This window comes from Tateyamaria omphalii (assembly GCF_014651375.1).
Taxonomy (GTDB): Bacteria; Pseudomonadota; Alphaproteobacteria; order Rhodobacterales; family Rhodobacteraceae; genus Tateyamaria; species Tateyamaria omphalii.
The window spans coordinates 169,504-183,107 of record NZ_BMWT01000004.1; the positions used below are offsets into that span (position 1 = coordinate 169,504).

Consider the following 13,604-nt stretch of genomic DNA (forward strand, 5'->3'; position numbering starts at 1 on the left):
ACATGAAAAAGCTTTTGACCTCAGCGGCCTTCGCCTTGGCCGCCCTCACTGGTCCGGCGTTGGCAGAGTATCCGACCGGTCCGGTGCAGTTCATTGTCCCGTGGCCCCCAGGTGATTTCGAAGACATCCTGACGCGCATGATCGCCGCCGACATGGCCGAAGCGACGGGGCAACCTGCGTCGGTCGTGAACCGTCCCGGCGGCGGGGATGGCCCGTTCCCCGGTGCGCTGGAAGTGCTGAATGCGCCCAATGATGGGTCGGTCATCGGGTCCTTCGTGATCGGGGTGCCGATCGTCGGACCCCAGATCGATATCGGGATCGAAGAAGACAGCTTTGTGCCTGTGGGCATCTTCCTGACCTACCCGTTCGTACTGGCCGCATCCGGCGGTGCCCCCTATTCGAACATGGCTGAACTGGCCGCCCATGCGCAGGACAATGACGTGGTGCTGGGCCATTTCGGTGCGGGCCTGACGCCCACGGCCGTGTCCATGGCTGCAGCGGCCAAGATGGGGTTCGAGTTCGCAGATGACAGCGCCTTTGATCTGCTGGACTGCAACACGCTGTCTTCGGGTGATGCCGATGTGATCAACACAACTCTCGCGCTGATCGAACCCTGCCTGGATGACATCAAGGTGCTGGGCAATATCGGTGCGCAGCCCATCGCCAAGCTCGACGGGGTCGAAACCATCGCTGCCCAATCCGGTGTCAACGATGTCGAGTTGTGGAACGGACTGTTCGTGACCAAGGGCACGCCGCAAGAGGTGATCGACACCATTGCCGAAGTCGCGGCCAAGACCATGGCCTCGGATGAAGCGCAGGCGCTGATGGCCGAGACGGGGGCCGCGGTCTACTGGCAAGGGCAGGACGAGGCGCAGGCGCGCATCGAAGCGGACCGTGCCAAGTCAGCCGAGATCAACGAGATCCTCGGTCGCTGAACCAGCCGGGGGCGGTTTGCGCCGTCCCCGCCTTTGGAAAGAACACATATGCCCCGCCTGAAGCTCGGTATCCTGCAAGTGAACCATGACCGGTCGGTCGAGGTTGGCGATGCTTTTCCCGATGACGCGCACCGCTTCCGCGATCTGTTCGATGCGCAGGAACAGCGGTTCACTTACCGCGTCTACATGACCATCGGGGGCGAGGTGCCGCAGGATGTAGAGGAGCAGGATGCCTATCTGATCACAGGTTCACCGTTGAGTGTGTTGGATGATCTGGCCTTTCTGCCGCCGCTCTACGATTTCATCCGGGCCTGCGATGCCGCGAAGAAGCCCCTGCTCGGCGCGTGTTTCGGACATCAGGCGATTGCTGTGGCGTTGGGCGGAGCGGTGGCCCGGCAGGATTGGAACATCGGGATCGATCAAATCGAGGTTTCGGAAACCTTGCCGTGGATGCAGCCCGCCATGCCGTCCGTCGGCCTGTACCAGTTTCACCATGACGCGGTGACGGCCTTGCCCGATGGGTGTACGCGATGGGCCACTTCGCCCAAATGCGCGGTGGCCGGTTTTGCCAAGGGCGACCATATCTTCACCACCCAAGCGCATCCGGAGTTTTCCGACCCGTTCATGCGGTGTGTGCTGAACTACACCAAACCGTACCTGAGCGCCGATGAAGTGGCCAATGCCGAGGCCACGCTGACCCGCACCAATGACGGCCCGTTGTTTGCTGAATGGGCCACCCGCTTTTTCGGAGGCACGCCATGAAAAACCTCGCTGATCACGACAGTTTCGTGGATGGGGTGCCGCACCAGACGTTCGAGCAGATGCGGGTACAGGCCCCTTTGCACTGGACGGAGGCGTTTGGAGGCCAGAAGGGGTTTTGGTCCCTCACCCGATATGCCGACATCATGGCCGCGCAAAAAGACCCGAACACCTTTTCCAGCGCCCAAGGCATCCGGATCGAAGATCAGAGCCGCGAGGAATACCTCGCCCGCCGCACCTTTCAGGAAACCGACCCACCTGAACACACCGTGACCCGGCGCGCCGTGAACCCAGCCTTTGCGAAGCCGGTCGTCGCCCAGTTCGAACCCCTGATCCGCGAGCTGGCGCAGGAGATCGTGGCCGAGGCGTTGCAACATTCCGAGTTCGACGCCGTCGACAAGATTGCCAAACGCCTGCCCATGCTGATGTTGGGCCGCATCCTCGGCGTGCCTGACGCTGATTTGGATTGGCTTGTGGAACGGGGCGACGCGTTGATCGGGAATACTGATCCGGATTTCACCGATACTGTCATCGACAAGGTAGACACCGATGCCTACCGCATGATGCCCTTTCGCTCGCCTGCCGGGGTTGAGCTCTATGACTATGCCGACGACATCCTGAACGGTACGCACAAGGTCGATGATAAGGGCATCCTTGCCCGTGTGCTGCGCAGCGAAGACGGCGCCATCACCGGGCAGGACTTCAAGAACTTCTTTTGCCTGTTGGTCGCGGCGGGCAATGACACGACCCGCTATTCGATCGCCATGGCGCTGCATCTGCTGACACAGCAAAAGGGCCTGCTTGGGGCATTGCAGAGCGGGCAGGTGTGGGACACATGCGCGGATGAGTTCATCCGCCTCGCCTCGCCCACATTGCATTTCCGACGCACCGCGACACGGGATGTCGAGATGCACGGCCAGACCATTCGCGAAGGTGACAAGGTGTTGATGTGGTTCGTGTCGGGCAGCCGGGACGAGGCCATGTTCGACAATCCCCATATTGCCCAACTGGACCGCAGCCCGAACCGCCACGTCGCGTTCGGGCAGGGTGGACCGCATGTGTGCCTGGGCATGTGGCTGGCCAAGCTGGAGTTGAAATGCGTGCTGCAAGAGCTTGCTGGTCGCATCCACGCGCTTGAGGCTGTGGATGCACCCACCTGGACACGCTCGAATTTTATCTGCGGGGTCAAAGCGTTGACTGTCCGCCCAACGCTGAAGTGACGACCATGACGAACCGCACCCGCACCCTTTTCTGTGACCTGCTCAACCTGCCGAGGGGCAAGTTCGTACCACCGGATGTTGCTGCTGGGGGTAAGATCGGTTTTGCCCGTGGTGTTTTTGGCACGACGTTTGATCGTGACCTGATCCCGGTCCCGGGGGCAGGGGTGTTCGACGGCATTCCGGACATGGAACTGGTGTTGGATGGTGACCGACGTCTTGACTGGCAGCGGGACAGCGAAATCGCGCTTGGGACCTTGCATGTGGATGGCATGCCATTTGGTCTTTGCGCGCGGGCACGATTGCAAGCCACCGTTGAAGCATGGGAGGCGAAAGGGCTGACCCCGATGGTAGGCCTTGAAATGGAAGCCTATGTTTTCCAGCAGGATGCCGATGGGGTGTGGACGCCTTATGATACGCCGGGTGCGTTCGTTTATGGCACGGGGCCGCAGAATGACCCGGCGGGGTTGATGGATGCTCTGTGGTCGACCGCGGATGCGGCTGGCCTGCCCATCGAGTCGATGAACGGTGAATATGACAATGGCCAGTTCGAACTGACGATGAAGTTCGAAACAGCCGTTGCAGCCTGCGACAACGCGTTTCTGTTTCGCACGATGGCGCGAGAGATTGCGGCAGAGATGGGACTGCTGCTGACCTTCCTGCCCAAGCCCATTCCAGACCGGGGCGGGTCCGGCCTGCATGTGAATTTCAGCTTTGCGGATGCGCAGGGTGCCAACGTGATCGCGCCTGACGGTGCGCTGTCTGATATTGCCAGAGGGTGCATGGCGGGGCTGATTTACCATCACGAAGGGTTGGCCGGTCTGCTCGCGGCGACGGTGAACAGTTATGACCGCCTCGGCCCGGCCTCCATGGCTGGATACTGGGCGAACTGGGCTGATGACCATCGGCTTGTGACAACGCGGTCCTGCGTGACCTCGCCGCGCTCCGCCCGGTTGGAGCATCGCATGGCGGACTGCGCGACGAACCCGTACCTTGCTGTCGCGTCCGTGCTGCAGGCATCGCTTCTGGGTGTGAGTGGTGGTTACGCGCTGGACCCGGCCGAGGATCTTGATGGGCTGGAAAATATCCGTGCGACGCGCCATGTGCCATCGGCACTGGATAAGGCGCTGGAGGCCTTGGACGCGGACAAGCCCTTGCGCATGGCGGTGGGGGAAGAGATTTGTGACGCTTTGATTTTCCTCAAGCAGGACGAATGGAAACGGCTCAAGGACAAGTCCGTCGACGCAGTTCGGGACTACTACTTGCCTTTTGTTTAGTGTGTCGGGCCGACCACGCATGCGCCGGGCCACCAGACCGCAAGGGGTTCAGGCACCATTTGGGTACGGGCCTGGCTCCATTTGCAGCGCCTAGTAGTCACTGACCAAGAGGTGCGTCGGAGATACGTCTTCTTCGATGTTGGAAAACCGGCCGATGGGTTCCGCGAAAATATTGTCGGTCAGATCATCATTCACTGTCGACACTTCATGGATCAAACAGTCGCCGCCTTCGCCCCAGAACGCATGCCACGTTGTGGGGGTAAGTGTTACGGACGCTCCGACCGGCAACTTCAAATGACCGCCGGCGGGCAAGGTTATCGGCACACCGTCAGTCAGGACCTGCACGTCGGCCTTGCGGTCTATCTGTCCCTCGGCATCGCAGGTGAAGAGTTCCAGCACCAGCGTAGCCCCTCCGCGGTTGATGATGTCCTCTGTCTTCAACACGTGTCGATGCATGGGTGAAAGCTGGTCCCGGCGCGAGATCATCAGCTTTTCGGCATAGAGCATCGCACCCTGCTGGCCCATTTCAGCCAGATCACCATTGCGCATGGTGAACAGGAACAGGCCCATTTCGTCAAAGCGGCCCTGTCCGTAGTCGGTGATGTCCCAGCCCAGTCCGCGATCACGGACATGGGCGGCCTTGTCACTGCGCATCTCGTCCGGTGTCCAGCCCCCAAAGGGCGGAACTGTCCAACCGTGCTTGGTAAAGAATTCGGCCCCTTCGGCCAGGATGTCATTCACGCGGGATCGTTTCATGGGATCAGTCCAGTTCGGTTTGCCAGGGCGGGTTTGCCCCGGCGCGGGAGACGGTGATGGCGGCAGCGCGGGCGGCGAGTGTCAGCATATCCGTCAGCGTGTTCTCGTCCAGCGCTGCAATCGCAGAAGGCGGCAACGCGCCCGCACGCCGCAGAGCGGCAAGGCAGCCTGCATTGAACGTGTCGCCCGCGCCGACCGTATCGACCACCTGCGCCTTTTCCGCAGCAACGCGCACCTTGGTGCCATTTGCCAGATGTGCCGTTGCCCCATCGCCCCCTTCGGTCAACAGAAGCAATTTCGGCCCCATGCCGAGAACAGCCTGCGCTTTGGCGTTCAGATCGCCGTCTGGCACCAGCCAGGTGATGTCGTCATCCGACAGTTTCACGATATCGGCCCGCCCAATCAGTCTGGTCAGTCGGGCCCGATACCCATCGTGATCCGAGATAAAGCCGGGGCGGATGTTCGGGTCCGCCATCACCAGCCGATCAGCGGGTTGAGACAGGGCTAAATCTAGCAAGCTGTCTGCGACCGGTGGGTTGCAGAGGGAGATGCCGCCGAAGAAAACCGCCTCTGTCCCCGCGGGGACAGCCGCAATATCAACGGGTTGGATGCTCCGCGTCGCGGTTTTGTCGTCGTAGAACGTGTAGGTGGCATTGCCCTGGTCCAGATGCACAAAGGCCAGAGTCGTGTTGCGGTCGCTGCGCACGGCGTGGTCAGTGGACACATGGCTGGCGGTCAGGTGATCCTCGATCATCGCGCCGAAAGGGTCCGACGAAAGGCCGGTGATCAGCCCGACAGGCTCGCCCAAGCGGCCCAAGGCGACAGCCGTGTTCAGAACCGCGCCGCCGACATGAGGAACATAGGCGCCGTCAGCATTCGGGATCATGTCGATCAGGGCCTCGCCCGCGCAGAGGATCATGTTGGTGTCTCCGATAGTGTAACATCGGCAGAGGCCGACTGCGTTAGAACCGTGGTGATATTCGGCATGTCATTGGTGTCAATCCATGCCTGCGCATCCGGCTTGCCATGCTCAGCCCAACGGGCCTTGAGCCGGTCGACCAGAGTGTCGACGGGCGGATGCAGGGCAATCGAGAACGTCCATTTGTCGTGCAAACCGGCCCATGGCGGGCTGTCGAGCAACAGATAGTTGCCTTCAACGACAACTGTTTTGCAGGCGGCTGGCACGCGACCAGCCCCCGCGATGGCAATCTCACGATCCCGGTCAAAGACCGGGAACACGACAGGTTCCTGTGATTGCAGCGCCATGATCAGCCGGACGAAACCGTCAGCATCAAAAGTATACGGGGCACCTTTGCGGTTCTGGGTGCCATCCATCTTAAGCAGTCTGTCGTCCAGGTGAAAGCCGTCCATGGGCACAACGGCCGCCGTCTCGCCTTGCGCACGCAGGGCTGCGGCAATCTCTTCGGCCAATGTACTTTTGCCGCTGGCAGGCGGCCCTGCCACTGCAACCAACCGCCTATGTGGTGTCGGTGGGCGGGCAAGGATCTGCGTGCAGATCTGGTCGAGTGTCATCTCAGGCCGCCATCTCCGGGACCGCCGCGCCGGTCATGTAGGCCACGGCGTCGGCCATCGAATGATCCTTGGGGTCGATCACGCACAGACGTTTACCCAGGCGGTGAACATGGATGCGGTCAGCAACCTCAAAAACGTGTGGCATGTTGTGGCTGATCAGGATGATCGGGATGCCCCGTGAACGCACATCAAGGATCAATTCAAGCACCTTGCGGCTTTCCTTGACGCCAAGGGCGGCGGTGGGTTCGTCCAGAATGACGACCTTGGACCCAAAGGCAGCAGCGCGCGCCACGGCTACACCCTGACGTTGACCGCCGGACAGGCTTTCGACCGCCTGATTGATGTTCTGGATCGTGGCCAGCCCCAATTCGCTCAGCTTTTCACGGGCGAATTTCTGCATGGCTGGCTTGTCGAGTTGGCGAAACACTTTGCCCATAATCCCGGGTTTGCGCAGCTCGCGCCCCATGAACATGTTGTCGGCAATTGACAGGGCTGGGGACATGGCGAGCTGCTGATAGACAGTCTCGATTCCGTGCTGGCGTGCTTCGATGGGAGAGCGGAAATTGACCTCGCGCCCATCGAGCCAAACCTGCCCTTCATCCGGGGCAATCGCCCCCGACACCGCCTTGATCATCGAGGATTTGCCCGCACCGTTGTCACCGATCACGGCGAGGATTTCACCGGGCATCAGGTCGAAATCGGCATGGTCCAATGCGGTGACCTTGCCATAACGCTTCACGAGATTGCGGGCCTTTAGAATGGGCTCGGTCATGCCGCCACCTTTCTAATCCATTGGTCCACAGCCACGGCTGCGATGATCAACATGCCGATCAACATGAAGGTCCATTGGGGGTCCGCCCCGGCCATGCGCAGGCCCAGTTCGAACACGCCGACGATGAGCGCGCCGAAGAGTGCGCCCGCAATCGATCCACGACCACCAAAGAGTGAGATGCCGCCAATGACCACGGCGGTGATGGATTGGATGTTGCCGATCACCCCAGTCGTCGCGGAAGGAGAGATAGAACCGAACCGCCCAATCATCACCCAGCCCGCAAGCGCGCAGATGAAGCCCGCGGCCATGTAGACGGACATGTAGGTCTTGTGCACATCCACGCCCGACAGTTCCGCCGCCTCGGGGTCATCCCCGACAGCATAGACATGCCGCCCCCATGCCGTAGATCGCAAGGCATAAGCCAAGCCGATGAACAGGGCGATCATGCCCAGCACACCAAGGGTGAACGTCGCACCGCCAAGCTGAATCTTGGTCCCGAGGAACTGAAGAAAAGACGCCTCAGCCTCAATGTCCTGAGACCGAATGGTTTCGTTCGCAGAGTATAGGTAATTTGCCGCCAGCACGATCTGCCACATACCCAGCGTAACAATGAAGGGTGGCAGTTTCATGCGGCTCACCAGCCATCCACTGATGGCCCCAAGCGCCGTTCCGACCGTCAGGCCAATGGCGACGGACACAGCGGGTGGGATACCGTATTGGAACGATGCTTTTCCCATAACGACGGTGCATAGAACGGCTATGGCACCGACGCTCAGGTCGATGCCTGCCGTCAGGATTATCAGGGTTTGCGCGGCGGCCAGAACCCCCACGATCTGCACCTGCTGCAAAATCAGCGTGAGTGCAAAGGGTGAGAAAAAGCGCGATCCCAGAAGGATGCCGAACAGTGCAATGGAAAAGATCAGCACGATCAGCGGCACCAGTGATGGCGTCTGGTGCAGCGTATGCTGCACGCGTCCGACAACGCCACGACGGTGATCCTCGAACTCGGCGACTGTTGCGTCGGCAGAGGAGGCTGCAGCTTCGTAATTGTCCGATTGGGTCATGGGTGGTCCCGATGTCAGGCAATGAAATGGGGCAGGCGACGTGCCCGCCCCAAGTGTAGCTTAGTTTTTGGTGGTATGGGGAGGCCGATGAGGCATCGACGCTCCACACTCTGATCCGCGTTTGCGGATCAGCCCCAGCACAGGTCCTTGCCTTCCGCGACCGAGATGCTCTCGACCCCATCGGCGGGCTTGTCGGTGACAAGCGCCACGCCGGTGTCAAAGAACGCCTTGCCTTCGGTGGCTTCGGGCTTGGTGCCGTCCTTGGCCCATGCGGCAATCGCCTCGATCCCAAGGGACGCCATCAGCAGCGGGTATTGCTGCGAGGTTGCGCCGATCACACCGTCAGCCACGTTCTGTACGCCGGGGCAGCCGCCATCGACGGACACAATCAGCACGTCGTTTTCGCGACCAATGGCCTTGAGCGCCTCATAGGCACCGGCAGCGGCGGGTTCGTTGATGGTATAGACCACGTTGATGAACGGGTCCTTGGCCAGCAGGTTCTCCATCGCGCGGCGGCCACCTTCCTCGTTGCCAGCGGTGACATCGTTACCGACGATACGGCCATCGGTTTCGTCGCCCCATTTGTTCGGATCGCCAATGTCGATGCCGAAACCGGTCAGGAAACCCTGATCGCGCAGTACGCCCACGGTGGGCTGGCTGATGGCCAGGTCAAGCATCCCGATCTTCGCGTCTGCCGCGGCGTCCCCAAGGGTCGCAGCTGCCCATGCACCGATCAATTCGCCCGCGAGGAAGTTGTCGGTGGCGAATGTCATGTCAGCAGCGTCAATGGGTTCGAGCGGCGTGTCGAGTGCGATAACCAGCAGGCCCGCATCCCGTGCCTGTTGCACCACCGGCACAATGCTGGCGGTGTCGGAGGCCGTCAGAAGGATACCCTTGGCACCGTTGGCAATACAGGTCTCGATCGCCTGCACCTGCGTTTCATGGTCGCCATCCACCTTGCCCGCAAATGAGCTGAGGCTGACGCCAAGCTCTTCCGCCTTGGCTGCCGCACCTTCGCGCATTTTGACAAAGAACGGGTTGGTGTCTGTCTTGGTGATCAGACACGCTGATACGTCTTCGGCCAACGCGGCGCCGGTCATAGCGGTCAAGGCACAGGCTGTGCCGAGTAGAAATTTCTTCATGATATCCTCCCAGAATAATGCCAAAGCAGCGCGTTGCGCGTTTCGGCTGCCCCAAGGGAAGCGTGATTCTGTGATGCTGTCAATTTATAAATCAACTTGATTTATTTATTGACGCGCGCAAAGTTAGAAGAGGGAGGAGCGGTCTGATGACATTGGACCATGTGCGCACCTTGTCCGGTGGGATCAACCAAACGGGCGTGCGTGCCTATAATGAGCGGTTGATTCTGTCGATCCTGCAACGCAATGGCGGACTGCCGGGAAGCGATCTTGCGCGCCGAACTGGCTTGTCATCTCAAACGGCCTCGGTGATCCTGCGGAAGCTTGAACAGGACGGGCTGTTGATCAAGGGCGCGCCGGTGAAAGGGAAGGTGGGCAAGCCGTCTGTGCCGTACCTTTTGAACCCGGATGGCGTGTTTTCTGTCGGCCTCAAGATCGGGCGCCGCAGCGCTGATCTGTTGGTTCTGGATGCGATGGGGCAGGTGCGTCATCAGCTGCGGCACACGTACGACTACCCTTTGCCGCGCCATGTCTTTGGATTTCTGCGCGAAGGGTTCTCCGCGTTGGTGGATGACATGGACGATGTTATGCGCGAACGCCTGTGCGGGGTGGGCATTGCCGCCCCGTTCGAATTGTGGAGCTGGCACGAATTGCTCGATGCCCCTCCGGAAGAGTTTGCGGCCTGGAAAGACGTCGACTTTGTCGCCGAAGTGGGACGCATCAGCGATCTGCCTGTGCGTTTGGTCAATGATGCGACCGCCGCCTGCAGGGCCGAGCATGTCTTTGGCATCGGGCGGGAGTATCGCGACTACGTCTACTTTTTCCTGGGCGCCTTCATTGGTGGCGGGGTGGTGCTGGATCACACGGTGTTCGAGGGCAATCAGAAAAACGCCGGCGCATTCGGGACGATGCCTGTCGCCGACTTGCAAGGGCGGTCCGGACATCTGATCGATCTCGCTTCGATCCGGACGCTGGAACTACGTCTGGTCGAAGCGGGCGAAAACCCACGTCAACTCTGGCAACAGCCACAGGATTGGTCACATCTTGAACGCTTTGTTGTCCCGTGGCTGGAGCAGACCGCTGATGCACTTGCCATTGCCAGCGTCGCAAGCTGCGCTGTGATCGATGTCGAAGCGGTGGTTATCGACGGCGCGATGCCACCACCTGTGCGCGCGCGTTTGGTTGAATTGACAGCATCTGCGCTCGAGAAAAAAGACATGCGGGGATTGTTCAGACCCGAAACGGTAGAGGGGCAGATCGGTGCAAATGCCCGTGGCATCGGCGCTGCCGCCGGGCCGATCATTGGGCAATTCTTGTTGGATCGACCCGCTGCAATGTTCGAACAGGCTTAACGGTAGTAAAGCGACTGACCGTTCGAGAAGAGTTGCACTTTCTCTGGCGCGGCCGTCACCTTGACCGACTTCCCGCGCAGATCCTTGTGGATGCCGGGCATCTTCGCCAGCACGGCCTGTTCACCTTCTTCTGCATGGAAGTAGAGGATCGTGACTTCGCCGAGGGCTTCGGTGAAATCAACAGTGCCTTCGAACACGGCATCGCCATCGGTTTCTACCATGTCCTCGGGCCGCACACCGACATTTACCTGCAGGCCCTTGTCGCCATCCTGAGTTGGCACGGCAGAGGTGATCACACCGCCGCCTTTCATCTGGATCTTGGTTTGCTGACCAGTTTCGATGACTTCGCCCGGCAACAGGTTCATTGATGGTGATCCAATGAATTGCGCGACGAATTCATTTTCGGGCCGTTCATAAAGTTCAAGCGGGGAACCGACCTGCGCGATGCCTTTGTTCGCAAGAACCACGATGCGGCTGGCCAGTGTCATGGCTTCGACCTGGTCGTGGGTCACGTAGATCATCGTGCTGTCAGGCATCGACTCTTTGAGCTGGGCAATCTCGATCCGCGTGGCGACGCGGAGGGCGGCATCTAGGTTCGAAAGCGGTTCATCGAACAGGTACACCTTGGGGTCGCGCACAATGGAGCGGCCGATGGCGACCCGTTGACGCTGCCCACCTGACAAAGCTTTGGGCAGGCGGTCCAGATAGGGTTCAAGCTGCAGGATGCGCGCCGCCCGGTTCACGGCCTCATCAATTTCGGACTGAGGCTTCTTTGCCAGTTTCAGGGCAAAGGTCATGTTGTCCCGCACCGTCATGTGCGGATAAAGCGCATAGGATTGGAACACCATGGCGATGCCACGCTGTGCGGGCGGCACGTCGTTTACGACCGTCCCGTCAATCTCAAGTGTACCGCCGGTGATCTTTTCCAAACCCGCGATCATACGCAGCAGCGTGGACTTGCCGCAGCCCGACGGGCCGACGAAGACAATCAACTCGCCCTTCTGGATATCGAGGTTGATGTTGTTGAGCACGTTGACCGTGCCGCCATATGTCTTTTCGACATCTGTCAGTTTCAAATCGGCCATGGTTGGTCCCTCCCTTCGGGTGCCCGGTGGGCCGGGCCCCGTTCTCCTCGTTTATGTCTTCAAGGCCAGCGCCACCTGCCACGCGCCCAGATGGACATGCCCATCGGGGCTGGGGGCGGTGCTGCCCAGTTCTGACCCGATGGTGACCCATGCCCCATCGGGCAGGTCCAGCGTGGCCGGTTCGTCGCTTAGGTTCACTGCGCAGAAGATCACCTGACCTTCATGCGACCGTGTGAAATGCACGACATCACCAGTTGCTTTGACTCCGTAGTGCGTGCCCTTCGACAACGCCATGTGTGCATGACGCAAGGCGATGGCCTTGCGGTAGTGGTGCAGCAGGGCAGTTGGATCATTTTCCTGTGTCGTGACGGCACTGTGCAGATGCTCGCGGCTGACCGGCAGCCAAGGCTCGCCCGTGGTAAAGCCGCCATGGCTGTTCGACGGCTCCCAAACCATCGGCGTGCGGCACCCGTCGCGGCCCTTGAACTCGGGCCAGAATTCGATGCCATAGGGGTCTTGCAAGTCTTCAAAAGCCACATCCGCCTCTGGCAGCCCCAGCTCCTCGCCCTGATACAGGCAGACAGAGCCGCGCAGACACAGGATCAGCGTGGCATAGGCGCGCATCGCAGCCGGGGACAGGTCCCACCGGCTGGCATGGCGGATCACGTCGTGGTTGGAGAACGCCCAGCAGGCCCAGCCGTCAGTGGCCACCTCGTCCACTTTGTTCAGAACTTCGACCACACGGGCGGCAGTCAGCGGGTCCTTGGCGAGGAATTCAAAGGCATAACACATCTGAACGCGCTGATCGCCCTCAGTGTATTGGCCCATGATCTCAAGCCCGCGCTGCGCGTCGCCCACTTCGCCCACGGCAGCCGCGCCCGGGTACTCGTCCAGCAGCGACCGGAAGCGGGCCAAAAACTCCAGATTCTCGGCCTGGTTCTTGGAATAGAGGTGTTCCTGGTGGTTATACGGGTTCACCGACGGCGCGATGGTCGCATTGCGCTGCTCCGGTGGGAGCGCCGGGTTGTCGCGGAGTTCCTTGTCGGCATAGTAGAAGTTGATGGTGTCCAGACGGAACCCATCGACGCCCCGATCCAGCCAGAAGCGCGTCACGTCTAGCAGCGCATCCTGTACGTCCGTGTTGTGGAAGTTCAGGTCGGGCTGCGTCGACAGGAAGTTGTGCAGGTAATACTGTTCGCGCCGCGGCTCCCACGTCCAGGCGGGGCCGCCAAAGATCGACAACCAGTTGTTGGGGGGCGTGCCGTCGGGCTTGGGGTCCGACCAGACATACCAGTTGGACTTCTCATTGGTGCGGTCCAAATGGCTCTCGGCAAACCACGGGTGTTGGTCCGAGGTGTGGGACAGCACAAGGTCGATCATCACCCGCAGACCCAAGGCATGCGCCGTATCAACCAGTGCATCAAAATCGGCCAGCGTGCCGAACATCGGATCGACGCCGCGATAGTCGCTGACATCATACCCGAAGTCTTTCATGGGCGAGGTAAAGAACGGCGAAATCCAGATCGCATCCACCCCCAGCGACGCAACATAGGGCAGGCGGCTGGTGATGCCGTTCAGATCGCCAACACCGTCGCCATTGCTGTCCTGGAAGCTGCGCGGATAAATCTGGTAGATCACCGCCCCGCGCCACCAGTCCTTGTCCGCCACAAGAGTCCGAGCCATGTCGAATTCCGCTTTCTTGTTCATCCACTAGA

General features: G+C 60.4%; 13 protein-coding genes. 5 read left to right on the forward strand and 8 right to left on the reverse strand.

The window, feature by feature from the left end; translation table 11 throughout:
- The first annotated feature begins 2 nt into the window (after positions 1 to 2).
- The 4 genes from IE087_RS14860 to IE087_RS14875 are packed head-to-tail and all read left to right on the forward strand — an operon-like array spanning position 3 to position 4,188.
- The gene (locus IE087_RS14860; protein WP_189370154.1) at positions 3 to 935 is read left to right on the forward strand and encodes a tripartite tricarboxylate transporter substrate-binding protein; all 933 of its coding nucleotides are present in this window, start codon (positions 3 to 5) and stop codon (positions 933 to 935) included.
- A 48-nt stretch (positions 936 to 983) separates the two neighbouring features.
- Positions 984 to 1,697: a type 1 glutamine amidotransferase gene (locus tag IE087_RS14865; RefSeq protein WP_189370155.1), complete on the forward strand. Its 714-nt coding sequence runs from the start codon at positions 984 to 986 to the stop codon at positions 1,695 to 1,697.
- Positions 1,694 to 2,914: a cytochrome P450 gene (locus IE087_RS14870; RefSeq protein WP_229801398.1), complete on the forward strand. Its 1,221-nt coding sequence runs from the start codon at positions 1,694 to 1,696 to the stop codon at positions 2,912 to 2,914. The genes IE087_RS14865 and IE087_RS14870 overlap by 4 nt, the downstream gene beginning before the upstream one ends.
- A gap of 5 nt (positions 2,915 to 2,919) precedes the next feature.
- Positions 2,920 to 4,188, forward strand: coding sequence for a type I glutamate--ammonia ligase (locus IE087_RS14875; protein ID WP_189370157.1), 1,269 nt, complete (start codon positions 2,920 to 2,922; stop codon positions 4,186 to 4,188).
- Between the two features lie 90 nt (positions 4,189 to 4,278).
- On the opposite strand, the gene IE087_RS14880 is transcribed toward IE087_RS14875, so the two are convergent.
- From IE087_RS14880 to IE087_RS14905, 6 genes are all read right to left on the reverse strand, one after another.
- Positions 4,279 to 4,944: a D-lyxose/D-mannose family sugar isomerase gene (locus tag IE087_RS14880; RefSeq protein ID WP_189370158.1), complete on the reverse strand. Its 666-nt coding sequence runs from the start codon at positions 4,942 to 4,944 to the stop codon at positions 4,279 to 4,281.
- Positions 4,945 to 4,948: 4 nt separating this feature from the next.
- On the reverse strand, positions 4,949 to 5,863 hold the full coding sequence (locus IE087_RS14885; RefSeq protein ID WP_189370159.1) for a carbohydrate kinase family protein: 915 nt from the start codon (positions 5,861 to 5,863) through the stop codon (positions 4,949 to 4,951).
- Positions 5,860 to 6,477 carry a nucleoside/nucleotide kinase family protein gene (locus IE087_RS14890; protein WP_189370160.1) on the reverse strand — a complete coding sequence of 206 codons (618 nt, stop codon included), beginning with the start codon at positions 6,475 to 6,477 and terminating at the stop codon, positions 5,860 to 5,862. Before IE087_RS14890 ends, IE087_RS14885 begins: the two co-directional genes overlap by 4 nt.
- Before the next feature lies 1 nt (position 6,478).
- Positions 6,479 to 7,249: an ATP-binding cassette domain-containing protein gene (locus tag IE087_RS14895; protein ID WP_189370161.1), complete on the reverse strand. Its 771-nt coding sequence runs from the start codon at positions 7,247 to 7,249 to the stop codon at positions 6,479 to 6,481.
- Positions 7,246 to 8,313 carry an ABC transporter permease gene (locus tag IE087_RS14900; protein ID WP_189370162.1) on the reverse strand — a complete coding sequence of 356 codons (1,068 nt, stop codon included), beginning with the start codon at positions 8,311 to 8,313 and terminating at the stop codon, positions 7,246 to 7,248. The genes IE087_RS14895 and IE087_RS14900 overlap by 4 nt, the downstream gene beginning before the upstream one ends.
- 128 nt (positions 8,314 to 8,441) lie before the next feature.
- Positions 8,442 to 9,455 carry a sugar ABC transporter substrate-binding protein gene (locus IE087_RS14905; RefSeq protein WP_189370163.1) on the reverse strand — a complete coding sequence of 338 codons (1,014 nt, stop codon included), beginning with the start codon at positions 9,453 to 9,455 and terminating at the stop codon, positions 8,442 to 8,444.
- A 146-nt stretch (positions 9,456 to 9,601) separates the two neighbouring features.
- Here IE087_RS14905 and IE087_RS14910 point away from each other — a divergent pair, with 146 nt between their 5' ends.
- Positions 9,602 to 10,804: an ROK family transcriptional regulator gene (locus IE087_RS14910; RefSeq protein WP_189370164.1), complete on the forward strand. Its 1,203-nt coding sequence runs from the start codon at positions 9,602 to 9,604 to the stop codon at positions 10,802 to 10,804.
- On the opposite strand, the gene IE087_RS14915 is transcribed toward IE087_RS14910, so the two are convergent.
- The gene (locus IE087_RS14915; protein ID WP_189370165.1) at positions 10,801 to 11,889 is read right to left on the reverse strand and encodes an ABC transporter ATP-binding protein; all 1,089 of its coding nucleotides are present in this window, start codon (positions 11,887 to 11,889) and stop codon (positions 10,801 to 10,803) included. The genes IE087_RS14910 and IE087_RS14915 overlap by 4 nt on opposite strands.
- Positions 11,890 to 11,940: 51 nt before the next feature.
- Complete coding sequence (locus IE087_RS14920; protein WP_189370166.1) at positions 11,941 to 13,596, reverse strand: alpha-amylase family glycosyl hydrolase; 1,656 nt, start codon at positions 13,594 to 13,596, stop codon at positions 11,941 to 11,943.
- Between the last annotated feature and the right edge of the window lie 8 nt (positions 13,597 to 13,604).

Coding starts and splice junctions, on each gene's coding strand:
- IE087_RS14875 (WP_189370157.1), top strand. CDS start 2,920: ATGACGAACCGCACCCGCACCCTTTTCTGTGACCTGCTCAACCTGCCG.
- IE087_RS14905 (WP_189370163.1), bottom strand. CDS start 9,455: ATGAAGAAATTTCTACTCGGCACAGCCTGTGCCTTGACCGCTATGACC.
- IE087_RS14885 (WP_189370159.1), bottom strand. CDS start 5,863: ATGATCCTCTGCGCGGGCGAGGCCCTGATCGACATGATCCCGAATGCT.
- IE087_RS14880 (WP_189370158.1), bottom strand. CDS start 4,944: ATGAAACGATCCCGCGTGAATGACATCCTGGCCGAAGGGGCCGAATTC.
- IE087_RS14860 (WP_189370154.1), top strand. CDS start 3: ATGAAAAAGCTTTTGACCTCAGCGGCCTTCGCCTTGGCCGCCCTCACT.
- IE087_RS14910 (WP_189370164.1), top strand. CDS start 9,602: ATGACATTGGACCATGTGCGCACCTTGTCCGGTGGGATCAACCAAACG.
- IE087_RS14890 (WP_189370160.1), bottom strand. CDS start 6,477: ATGACACTCGACCAGATCTGCACGCAGATCCTTGCCCGCCCACCGACA.
- IE087_RS14920 (WP_189370166.1), bottom strand. CDS start 13,596: ATGAACAAGAAAGCGGAATTCGACATGGCTCGGACTCTTGTGGCGGAC.
- IE087_RS14915 (WP_189370165.1), bottom strand. CDS start 11,889: ATGGCCGATTTGAAACTGACAGATGTCGAAAAGACATATGGCGGCACG.
- IE087_RS14900 (WP_189370162.1), bottom strand. CDS start 8,313: ATGACCCAATCGGACAATTACGAAGCTGCAGCCTCCTCTGCCGACGCA.
- IE087_RS14865 (WP_189370155.1), top strand. CDS start 984: ATGCCCCGCCTGAAGCTCGGTATCCTGCAAGTGAACCATGACCGGTCG.
- IE087_RS14870 (WP_229801398.1), top strand. CDS start 1,694: ATGAAAAACCTCGCTGATCACGACAGTTTCGTGGATGGGGTGCCGCAC.
- IE087_RS14895 (WP_189370161.1), bottom strand. CDS start 7,249: ATGACCGAGCCCATTCTAAAGGCCCGCAATCTCGTGAAGCGTTATGGC.